Raw genomic sequence first — 10,744 nt, 5'->3', positions numbered from 1 at the left:
ATAAAATGCTGGTTAATCAGAATCATGGGATTAAATAGATGAATTCTTTATTGGTTATTTTGCTTTTAATACCATTTGTGGCATTTTCACATAGCCCAAAATTTCAACAAGTGGAGCAAGAAGCTAGGTTAATCGAAGTGACGCTTTCGGGCCGGATAGGGGTAACGGTTCTTGATACTAAAAATGGAGAATACTGGGATTACAAAGGTGATGAACGCTTCCCTTTGACAAGTACTTTTAAAACAATTGCTTGTGCAAAGTTATTGTATGACTCTGAGCAAGGGGATATTAATCTTAATAGTACAGTCAAAATTAAAAAGACAGATCTTGTGACGTATTCTCCGGTTATAGAAAAGTATGTAGGACAAGCAATAACCCTCGATGATGTGTGCTCTGCAACCATGAAAACAAGTGATAATACCGCGGCAAACATCATCATAAATGCAGTAGGGGGCACAGAAAGCATAACTGATTTTGTAAGGCACACAGGGGATGAAAAAACTCGCTTAGACCGTTTTGAGCCCGAGTTAAATGAAGGAATACCAGGAGACTTAAGGGATACAACGACTCCTAAATCAATAGCAAACACTTTAAATGAACTATTATTCGGCTCAACACTTTCTCCAATGAGCCAAGAAAAGTTAAAAGCATGGATGGTCAATAACCAAGTAACTGGTAACTTGTTGCGCTCAGTGTTGCCTGAAGGTTGGAACATAGCCGATCGTTCCGGAGCTGGTGGCTTTGGTGCTCGAAGCATTACAGCTGTAGTATGGAGTGAACATCAATCACCGATCATAATTAGCATCTATATAGCGCAAACTGAGGTCTCAATGAAAGAACGCAATGAGGTGATCGCTAAACTAGGGAACTCCATTTTTAAAGTTTATACATCGCAGTCTCGTTGATAAAGCTAACGTTGAGGTCTTTCATGGATAAAGAGTTAAGTCTGATGATCCTGCCAGAACAGCTAAACCATTGAATCAAAATAGCAACTCGGCTATGGTTGATGGATTAAAAGATAAATAAAACGAGTCACTTTTAAGGCTCGTTATAGAGGGAGTAGGTACAGGTGGATATTGAAGTTGCTTTGGTAAGTGCGTTTACAGTAAATGGCAAAGGTGGCAACCCTGCTGGTGTTGTGTTTAATGCTGACAGGTTCACAGATGCTCAAAAATTAAAAATTGCCCAAGCTGTTGGGTATTCAGAAACGGCTTTTGTTGCTAGTGATAATGAAGCTGATTTTGAGGTGTCTTTTTTTACTACAACAGCAGAAGTTGATTTTTGTGGCCATGCTACGTTAGCTACTTTTTCTACTATGTTCCAAGAAGGTATGCTTACTGCGGGCACTTATGTTCAGCGCACCAAGGCTGGCATGTTATCAGTGAGTATTGAACCAAATGGTAAGGTTGTCATGGATCAGCAGTTACCTGAAAAAATAGCTGGTTTTTCATATCAAGAAATTGCCCATGTGATAGGTATTGAAAGTGATATACTTGAAAGCACAAACTTACCTATTGAAGCTATTTCAACAGGACTAGCCGATGTCATTATTGCTGTTCCTCATGGCTATTTAGATGCAATAGAGCCAAACGATGAACGTATCGCTGATTTTTGCAAACAGCATAACCTTGTTGGCTTTCATGTTTTTGAGCTTTGTGAAGTGCAAAGTAAACATACAGCCAGCTGCCGTAACTTTGCTCCTTTGTTTGGTATTTCTGAAGAGTCAGCAACAGGAAGCTCTTGTGGGGCTTTAGCATGTTACCTTACCGAGCACCTTACTGAGTTAGGAAGTGAATATGTTTTTGAACAAGGTAGGGCTATGAATTGCCATTCAATAATTACAGCATCAGTTGAGTCTAACAATTCAATAATAAACAGCGTAAAGGTGGGTGGTTTTGCCAATAGTATAGGCTCAGTAATAGTTGCCGTATAACAGCTACTCTCTTAAGCCTAGTAATTGACAATAGCGTACAATAGACTGTTTTTATTCTATGTTGAAGAAGCTTGTTTTAGCGAAGGTTAGATTACTTTAAAGGACTCAGTGTGAAATGAATACTATATTTTTGCCCATGTTCGCACACGTGATTTTGTGTGTTGTGCTATATGGTTTGCTCACTATTGCCAGAGCCCCAAGTGTATGGGGGCTTGGTAAAAGAGCGGATGGCTCTAATCCATTTCAATCTATACAGCCAAAACTCAGCGCTAATTTGAGCAACCAATTCGAGTGGCCGGTATTTTTTCATCTGGTTTGTGTGCTTTTAATTTCTACTGATTCAACAATTAGTTCAGCTTATTATTTGCTGGCTTGGGTCTTTATCGCTGGGCGAGTGTTGCACAGTGGCGTTCAAATATTCACTTCAAACATCAGGCTGCGAGGAAGTGTTTTTACAATTAACTTCATCGCAGTACTCGCAATGTGGGTGATGTATAGCATTGAAAAAATGAGCAGTTAACAAGGTGGAAATACTCGTAAACGTATCAAAAAATCAAACTAAACAGCTTGTAACCACTTAAGCCAAAAATAAGCACTAACACCGGTAAAGTAAGCAAGTTTACCAACATTGAGTTGGTGTATTTGCCCATTACTGTTTTTTGGTTAACCAGCCACACTAGGTAAGTGGTGACAATAGGCAGTAATAAGCCATTTGCGGCTTGAGCAAAAATTATCACGGCAACAGGGTCTAAACCCAGAGACGCCACGGCTGCACCAAATAATAAAATAACAATGGCGACACTTTTAAAGCGGGTGTTATCCATTTTATTTGACCAACCTAACATGCCACATACTGCATACGCACCGGCAAGAGGGGCTGTAATTGCACTGGTTAAACCAGCTGCAAATAAGCCAATAGCAAAAAAGTAATGGGCGGCATCGCCAAGTAATGGCTCAAGTTGTACCGCCATGTTGGCAGCGCTAATTTGCCCTGCATCTGTGCCATAAAATGCCACTGACGCGGTTGATAAAATTGCCAGCGTGATCACGCCACCTAAGGTGATAGACACACCCGTATCTACATTAGTTTGCTTAATGACTTTTTGCTTATCACTTTTGCTGTCGTGTCTTGCAGCTAAAACACCTGAGTGTAAAAATAAGTTATACGGCACTATGGTGGTGCCCACTAATGCCAATACCGTGGTAATTGAACCCTCAGGCATACTAGGAATAAACCCTGCTAACACATCACTGAGCGAGGGAGCAGCCATAACTAACGTAGAGATAAACACTAGGCTCATTAAAATCACTAATAAAATAAGCGCGTTTTCAACGACTTTGTGTTTACCGCTGTAAAGTAACACCGCACTTAAAAATGCAATGAGTGGCGTCCAAAGCTGGGCATTAACATGAGGAAATATTTCAATTAATCCCATACTGGCACCGCTAAGGTTGCCAGCTTCATAGGCGGCACTGCCTACTCCAATGGCGCTGATCACTAAAAATATAGCGAGAGATTTAAATAGGGGCGTTTCAATGTGGGCTCTTAGCGCTTGCGCTAAATCTTGCCCGGTGGCTACGCCGAGGCGCGCCGCCATAGATTGTAATAATATGGTGGCAATAACTGAAAACAGTAATGTCCATATTAGTGCAAAACCAAAGTTTGCACCTGCCACGCTGGCAGTCGTAATAGTCCCTGGTCCAATGAAGGCAGCGGTGACGAGTAGTCCTGGTCCTAATCGCATAATTGACCTTAATAGTACTTTTGTATATTGCTATTTAAAGTTACATCTAACGTTTTATAACGCGATGCCTGTATTATTGCTGCCACTTATATTAAGTGCCTTGCAGCGATAGCCGCCCCTTGGCAAACCCTTTTTTGATGATAATCATATGTTAAAAAAGGTCGCGTAGCATACCAACTTATATATAAATTTAAAGGGGGGGTGGCGCGTTTGCGCAAAATTAGTACAATCAACAAATAAAAGTAATAACTGCTTACCTCAGTTTAGGGCTTATTTAACGGCTTAGAGAATGACTTAATAACCTTAAATTGTTCACAGGTTTATGCCAATAACTATAGGCACTATAAACGCTTTGCACGCACTGTATTCACGCAAAGGGTTTGAATGCCCTAAATATCAACCCATTTATGCCATCACGGCTTTAATGGCCTCTAAGCCTTTTCGCAAAGTGCTGGCATCGGTTGCATAATTAATTCGAATGCACTGGTGTTTGTGTGCCCAAGCATCATCAATACCAATAAAAAAATTATGCCCGGGAATAATATAAACATCCTGTTCTTTGAGCTTTTGGTAAAGTTGTTCGCTGGTTATTTTTGCCTCTTTAAACCACAGCCACATAAAAAATGCGCCTTCTACTTTGTGTAAGTAAACGGGGAGGTGGGCAAATATTTCATCAAACAAGTTCATTGCTGTTTGTGCTTTTTCTCGATAAAAAGGCAGCACTGAATTTTTACACAGCGGGAGGAGTTCATCTTCATTAATTAGGCGTGTTACTAAACTTGGGCCAAAACTGTTAGGCGATAAAACCATACTGCCATTTACACGGCCAATGGCTTTAATTATGTCATTGTTAGCCACTACAATACCGGTTCGCAACCCCGGTAGGCCAAGCTTTGAAAGCGACATGCATAAAATAATGTTTGAGTTCCAGGTTAAGTTTACATCGGTATAAATACACCCAGGGAATGGGTCGCCGTAGGCGTTATCAATGATCAGTGGGATATTATATTGCTTAGCCAATAAATCGAGATGATGTACTTCTTCATCAGTAATGACATTGCCTGTAGGGTTAGTAGGGCGAGACACACACAGTGCGCTAATGCTGCTGTCGCTTGCTAATACTTGCTCAACAGCTTTAAAATTAATGATATATTTAAATTGGTTTGAGCCACTTTCAGTATTTAAAATTTCGATATCGGGCTTTATTGCTACAAACATATCGTCAGTTAAGCCTTGATCTGCATAGCCTACATATTCAGGTGCCAGCGGAAATAAAACCTTTTTATGGCTTCCATCAGGCATACTGCCAGCTAACAGATTAAATAACACAAAAAAATTGGCTTGGCTGCCATTACCAAGCGCTATATTATTTGCGGTTAAATCCCATGAGTATTCACTTTTTAGTTGCTTGGCCAGAGCTGCACGAAATGCATCATTACCCGTTGGGCCATCGTAAAGTCCAAATACGTTGGAAAGTGTATTATTAGCAACAAGCTTTTGTAACTCATTGATAAAAATATCATTAACCTCAGGCACTAGGGCCGGATTACCACCACCGAGCATAACAATATTTGGATTGTTACTGTTTTTAGCATCGCCTAAATCTTCCATTAACTGAGTAATACCATTAGGTTGAGTAAATTTAGTGCCGAAGTTTGAGTAATCCATAATGACCGTGTGCCTTAAAAAATGATAAGTTAGTGTAAATTAACACTAAGAATTTGATATTGAAAAATTTTCACCGCTTAGATTAATATAGCGATAACCCGCTATAATCGTTTTTCATATTTTAAGTAGGGCAGCCTTATCAGCAACCTTGAATCACACACTAAAACACCTTTAAACACCACAGCAGACGATTCGGTTATTACTGATACGATTCTTAAAATTGCCACTTTTAACTTGTTTAATTACCTTGAGCCGCCTAATGCCTATTATGAATTTGAACGCATATACACCGCAGAGCAGTGGGCTAAAAAGCAGCGTTGGCTTATTAATTACTTAACCGAGCATCAGCCTGATGTGATTGGTTTTCAAGAAGTATTTAGTATTGAGTCGCTTAAAGAATTAGTTAAAGAGCAAGGTTATGCGTACTTTGCCGTGGTAGATGAGCCCCAGGTAATCGACGACTTTATTTACAAACGCCCTGTAGTAGCGCTTGCTGCTAAATACCCAATTGCTGAAGTGGCAACTGTTGAGCATGACCATGAGCTTGCTAAAACCCTTGGTTTAACTGAGGATTTTACATTTAGCCGAAAGGTGCTTAGAGCTACAATAACCTTACCGCATATCGGCAACACGGATTGTTATGTGGTGCATTTTAAGTCTAAGCGCTTAATGATAGAGCTTGATGAGCAAAACAAAGACCTCACACCCGAAAAAAATATTATCGAGCTATTAAAAGCCGATATAGCAGGGAGTTGGGGCTCAACTATTCAGCGCGGCAGTGAAGCCACATTACTGATGATGGACATCATTGCGCGCCGCGAATCTACACAAAATCCAATGGTTTTAATGGGCGATTTTAACAACGACTTAGCTGATGGCGTTTTAAGCCATTTACTAACAAATACACTGCGCTTTGCCCCCACGTTTGACAGTAACACTTACCTTGCAAAATATTGCCTTAACGACGCATGGCAGTTATTTGCAAGGTCGCAATTAAATTTGGCTAATCAAAATAATGAAAATACAGTGGATTTAAAGCGAAAGCCTACCCATTATTTTGGCGCGAGCAGCTCAGTGCTTGACTACATTTTGCTATCTTGCGAGTTTGACTCAAGTTACGACGACAGCTTTTTTGAGGTGAGCCAGTACCATACTTACGATCGTCATTTAATTAACCCTGAATTTGAGCGTGATGATTTAAGCACCGATCATGGCGTGGTATTGATTAGCTTAGCATTAAGGTCGTAGCGGGTTTTGTTACTATAAATTGTAAGCTAATCTGCCGCTGACATAATTAGTATTAAGGCGCTCAGTAGGTGCCTTGATGTTTTCCCTTTCTTTTATCCTGCTGTTTTAAAAAAGCAGCAGTAATTAGTGCATTAACTCTAATTTATATTGATCTACATCATCTTTATTAACGGTGAGAGTGGTAAATTAGTGACGGTGGATTTTTAAGTTCGTTTAAATCACTTATTACAACTACCCTTGTTGTACTTACAAAGCAGGGTTGCTTTCATATAACAATTAGCGTGCTGTATCCTAACAATTTTTACCTTAACTACCCTCACTTACATTACTTTTACATACATGGAGTTTTAGCACATGACAATTAAATCAACGTTCAAATCTTTGAGTAAACTCGCTGTTTTGGTCATTGTGGGCGGGGCTGGCTGGTATGCTTGGCAAACCTTGCAACCTACATCATTTGCTGAACAACTCCCTGACAGTGTTGCCTATGGAAATGGCCGAATTGAAGCAACCGAGTACGATATTGCTACAAAACTACCGGGCCGCTTAGTTGACGTTATGGTGCAAGAAGGCGATATGGTCAAAGCGGGTCAAACGTTAGCGGTTATTGATACTGATGATTTAAATGCACAGTTACGTGAAGCTCAGGCGGGGCTTCGTGTTGCCAATGAGTCTCGTAAATACGCATTAGCGATTGTAGAGCAGCATAAAAGTGAGCTTAATTTTGCACAAACTGAATTGCGCCGCTCTGCAAAATTATTAGAAAAAGGCCATATTTCAACAGAAGTGGTAGATCAACAACGAACCACCTCTGCTATTGCGCAAGCTGCTTTAACCGCGGCAAACGTAAAAGTTGTGCAGTCGGATGCTGAAATAGAAGCAGCGCAGGCACGTATTGAGCGATTACAAAGCAACATAGCCGACAGCACGCTCACAGCACCAATCAATGGACGCATATTGTATCGATTAGCTGAGCCTGGCGAAGTGCTTGGCAGTGGTGGTAAAGTTTTATCGTTATTGGATTTAACCGATGTTTATATGAGTATATATTTACCAACAGCGCAAGCGGGCAAGGTAACAATAGGCTCACAAGCACGCATTGTTATTGATGCTGTTGCCGAGTATACATTACCGGCTAAAGTGACGTTTGTATCTGCACAGGCGCAATTTACCCCTAAATCGGTAGAAACCCGAAACGAGCGCGATAAACTGATGTTTAGAGTTAAGGTAAAGCTCGACTCGCAGTTATTAAAAGATCATATCAAACAAGTAAAAACAGGGGTGCCAGGGCTTGCTTATGTGTTGTTAGCGCCTGAAAAAAATTGGCCTACGTCATTACAGGTACGAGTGCCTGAATAATGGATAACGACGATAAAAACATTCAAAAGCCACCAAGTGAAAGTGTGGTTACGCTTACTAAGGTGAGCCATCGCTATGCTAATAATCGCGTGCTGGACAACATTAGTATTTCATTACCTGCCGGGAAAATGGTCGGGTTTATAGGCCCTGATGGCGTAGGAAAATCAAGCTTGCTGGCACTTATAGCGGGGGCAAGGGCGATTCAAGTGGGAGAGGTTGAGGTATTAAACGGCAATATGCGCAGCAGTGGTTTTCGTAATACGGTGTCGCCACGCATTGCTTACATGCCTCAAGGGCTTGGCAAAAATGTGTATCCAACACTTTCTGTGTTTGAAAATATAGATTTTTTTGGTCGTCTATTTTCTCAAAATAAAGCCGAGCGAAAACAACGAATTAATAACCTTTTAAAAAGTACAGGCTTAGAGGCATTTGCCGATCGCCCCGCAGAAAAGCTCTCTGGCGGGATGAAACAAAAACTCGGTTTGTGCTGCGCACTGATCCATGACCCTCAATTATTAATTTTAGATGAGCCAACAACCGGAGTTGATCCGCTATCGCGTCGTCAATTTTGGCAATTAATAAACAGTATTCGCGCTGAAAATACACAAATGAGCGTACTGGTTGCGACCGCCTACATGGAAGAAGCCGATGATTTTGATTGGCTAGTCGCTATGGACGATGGAAAAGTAATCGGTACGGGCAGCCCACAAAACCTAAAAACGCAAACTAATAAAGAATCGCTTGATGAGGCGTTTATAGCATTACTTCCTGAAGAAAAACGTCATGATCATCAGCGGTTAGTTGTGCCACCTCGTAAACAAGACTTAAACACAACCCAGTTCGCTATAGAAGCAAATGGATTATGTAAAACATTTGGTGATTTTACCGCTGTTAACAATGTGAGCTTGAGTATTGAACAAGGTGAAATTTTTGGCTTTTTAGGCTCAAATGGCTGTGGAAAAACTACCACAATGAAAATGCTTACGGGGTTACAACCCACAACCAGTGGCGAAGCAAAATTGTTTGGTGAAACGGTCGATGCCAATAACATCGAAAGCCGCAAACGCGTTGGTTTTATGTCGCAAGCGTTTTCGCTTTATAACGAGCTTACAGTGAAGCAAAACTTGGTATTGCATGCGCGTTTATTTCACTTACCCGCAGAGAAAATAGAGCCGCGCGTTAAAGATTTAATTACTCGGTTTAACCTTAAAAAATACAGTGACGATTTTCCTACCGATTTGCCCCTAGGTATTCGCCAGCGTTTATCACTTGCTGTTGCAGTAGTACATAGCCCTGAAATGCTCATACTTGATGAGCCCACATCGGGGGTAGACCCCGTTGCAAGGGATGACTTTTGGCAGTTACTCATCGAGCTTTCGCGCGAACAAGGCGTGACTATTTTTATTTCGACTCACTTTATGGATGAAGCGGCACGTTGCGATAGAATTTCGTTAATGCATGCAGGTAAAATACTTGCTAGCGATACGCCAGCTGCACTGTGCCAAGCGCGTAATACCGACACACTAGAAGCTGCCTTTATTGCATATTTAGAAGAAGCAGTAAATGCAGCCGGAGCAAGCTCGGCGATACAAGCATCGATAACTGATAAACCCAAAGCTTTGGCTACAGCGCCCGCTACTCGTAAGAATAACACTAACCCCGCATTTAGTTTGTTGCGGTTATTTGGTTATGCGCATCGCGAAACGCTAGAGTTATGGCGCGATCCTATTCGCCTAACGTTTGCTTTGCTGGGCTCGATAATTTTGCTGTTTATTTTAGGTTACGGCATTACATTTGATGTTGAAGATTTAAGCTTTGCGGTACTAGATCAAGACCAATCGCCTGAGAGCCGCAACTACATTCAAAATATGGCAGGTTCACGTTACTTTATTCAAAAAGCAGATATTAAAAGCCCGCAAGAACTTAATAAACGAATGCGCAGTGGTGAGTTAAGCGTGGCCGTTGAAATTCCACCTAACTTTGCTCAGCAATTTAAACGCGGCCGTAAACCTGAAATTGTAGTGTGGATTGATGGTTCTATGCCGTTTAGGGCAGAAACGATTAATGGTTATATGAGCGGCGTGTATTACAGCTATTTAACCAACTTATCTTTGCGCACTTATGCACAAGTACCAAACTTAGTGCCAGCTAATATTGAATCTCGCTATCGTTATAACCAAGATTTTAAAAGCATTGAGGCCATGGTGCCGGCGGTTATTCCACTGCTATTGGTATTTATTCCTGCGATATTGATGGCGCTTGGCGTAGTGCGGGAAAAAGAGTTGGGTTCAATCATAAACTTATATGTAACACCGGTTAACCGGCTGGAATTTATTATTGGCAAACAGCTGCCTTACATTTTAGTGAGTATGATCAGCTTTTTTGGCTTAGTCGCACTTGCTATTACCGTGTTTGGTGTGGCGCTAAAAGGCAGCTTTTGGGCGCTTAGTTTGGCTGCATTATTATACGTTACAGCGACTACCGGAGTTGGGCTGTTAATTTCGGCTTTTACAAAAACACAAATTTCAGCACTGGCAGCCACTACGGTGATTGTGTTGATGATTGCCGTTAACTTTTGTGGGCTAATTGACCCTGTTTCTTCCTTAGAAGGATTTGGCGCTATTATTGGCAAACTGTTTCCGACCACCTACTTTTTAGAGGCATGTCGGGGGGTCTTTAATAAAGCGCTTAATTTTTCTGATTTATCAGCCCAGCTACTGCCTTTATTCGCTTTTATACCCGTGCTGACTCTGGCCAGTGTATTTTTACTTCCAAAGCAGGACAAATAGCC

The 10,744-nt window shown here is 41.2% G+C and carries 8 protein-coding genes; 6 read left to right on the top strand and 2 right to left on the bottom strand.

Annotated elements, in window-relative coordinates:
* Positions 1–38 precede the first annotated feature (38 nt).
* The 3 genes from blaCARB to FW757_RS08755 all read left to right on the top strand — a co-directional run bounded on the left by blaCARB (position 39) and on the right by FW757_RS08755 (position 2,453).
* Entirely contained in the window at positions 39–905 is an 867-nt protein-coding gene (blaCARB, locus tag FW757_RS08765; RefSeq protein ID WP_182734283.1) for a CARB/PSE/RTG family carbenicillin-hydrolyzing class A beta-lactamase, read from the top strand.
* Positions 906–1,069: 164 nt separating this feature from the next.
* Positions 1,070–1,933, top strand: a complete 864-nt coding sequence (locus tag FW757_RS08760) for a PhzF family phenazine biosynthesis protein (protein ID WP_182739629.1) — start codon at positions 1,070–1,072, stop codon at positions 1,931–1,933.
* 115 nt (positions 1,934–2,048) lie between these two features.
* Positions 2,049–2,453 carry an MAPEG family protein gene (locus FW757_RS08755; protein ID WP_145233112.1) on the top strand — a complete coding sequence of 135 codons (405 nt, stop codon included), beginning with the start codon at positions 2,049–2,051 and terminating at the stop codon, positions 2,451–2,453.
* Positions 2,454–2,478: 25 nt separating this feature from the next.
* Here FW757_RS08755 and FW757_RS08750 read toward each other — a convergent pair whose 3' ends face one another.
* A complete protein-coding gene (locus FW757_RS08750) occupies positions 2,479–3,678 on the bottom strand; it encodes an Nramp family divalent metal transporter (protein WP_013464769.1) in 1,200 nt (399 codons plus the stop codon).
* 405 nt (positions 3,679–4,083) lie between these two features.
* Complete coding sequence (locus tag FW757_RS08745; RefSeq protein ID WP_446441116.1) at positions 4,084–5,346, bottom strand: valine--pyruvate transaminase; 1,263 nt, start codon at positions 5,344–5,346, stop codon at positions 4,084–4,086.
* 234 nt (positions 5,347–5,580) lie between these two features.
* Here FW757_RS08745 and FW757_RS08740 point away from each other — a divergent pair, with 234 nt between their 5' ends.
* The 3 genes from FW757_RS08740 (at position 5,581) to rbbA (ending at position 10,742) form a co-directional block, all read left to right on the top strand.
* Entirely contained in the window at positions 5,581–6,594 is a 1,014-nt protein-coding gene (locus FW757_RS08740) for an endonuclease/exonuclease/phosphatase family protein (protein ID WP_446441115.1), read from the top strand.
* A 354-nt stretch (positions 6,595–6,948) separates the two neighbouring features.
* On the top strand, positions 6,949–7,953 hold the full coding sequence (locus FW757_RS08735; RefSeq protein WP_193048884.1) for an HlyD family secretion protein: 1,005 nt from the start codon (positions 6,949–6,951) through the stop codon (positions 7,951–7,953).
* On the top strand, positions 7,953–10,742 hold the full coding sequence (gene rbbA, locus FW757_RS08730) for a ribosome-associated ATPase/putative transporter RbbA (RefSeq protein WP_446441114.1): 2,790 nt from the start codon (positions 7,953–7,955) through the stop codon (positions 10,740–10,742). Before FW757_RS08735 ends, rbbA begins: the two co-directional genes overlap by 1 nt.
* The last annotated feature ends 2 nt before the right edge of the window (positions 10,743–10,744 follow it).

The organism is Pseudoalteromonas sp. 1181_04 (assembly GCF_052850545.1).
This window is presented reverse-complemented; position numbering and strand designations above follow the sequence as displayed.

What these genes read in the sequence shown, in the direction of transcription:
- rbbA (WP_446441114.1), top strand. Translation starts at nt 7,953, where the DNA reads ATGGATAACGACGATAAAAACATTCAAAAGCCACCAAGTGAAAGTGTG.
- FW757_RS08745 (WP_446441116.1), bottom strand. Translation starts at nt 5,346, where the DNA reads ATGGATTACTCAAACTTCGGCACTAAATTTACTCAACCTAATGGTATT.
- FW757_RS08750 (WP_013464769.1), bottom strand. Translation starts at nt 3,678, where the DNA reads ATGCGATTAGGACCAGGACTACTCGTCACCGCTGCCTTCATTGGACCA.
- FW757_RS08735 (WP_193048884.1), top strand. Translation starts at nt 6,949, where the DNA reads ATGACAATTAAATCAACGTTCAAATCTTTGAGTAAACTCGCTGTTTTG.
- FW757_RS08755 (WP_145233112.1), top strand. Translation starts at nt 2,049, where the DNA reads ATGAATACTATATTTTTGCCCATGTTCGCACACGTGATTTTGTGTGTT.
- blaCARB (WP_182734283.1), top strand. Translation starts at nt 39, where the DNA reads ATGAATTCTTTATTGGTTATTTTGCTTTTAATACCATTTGTGGCATTT.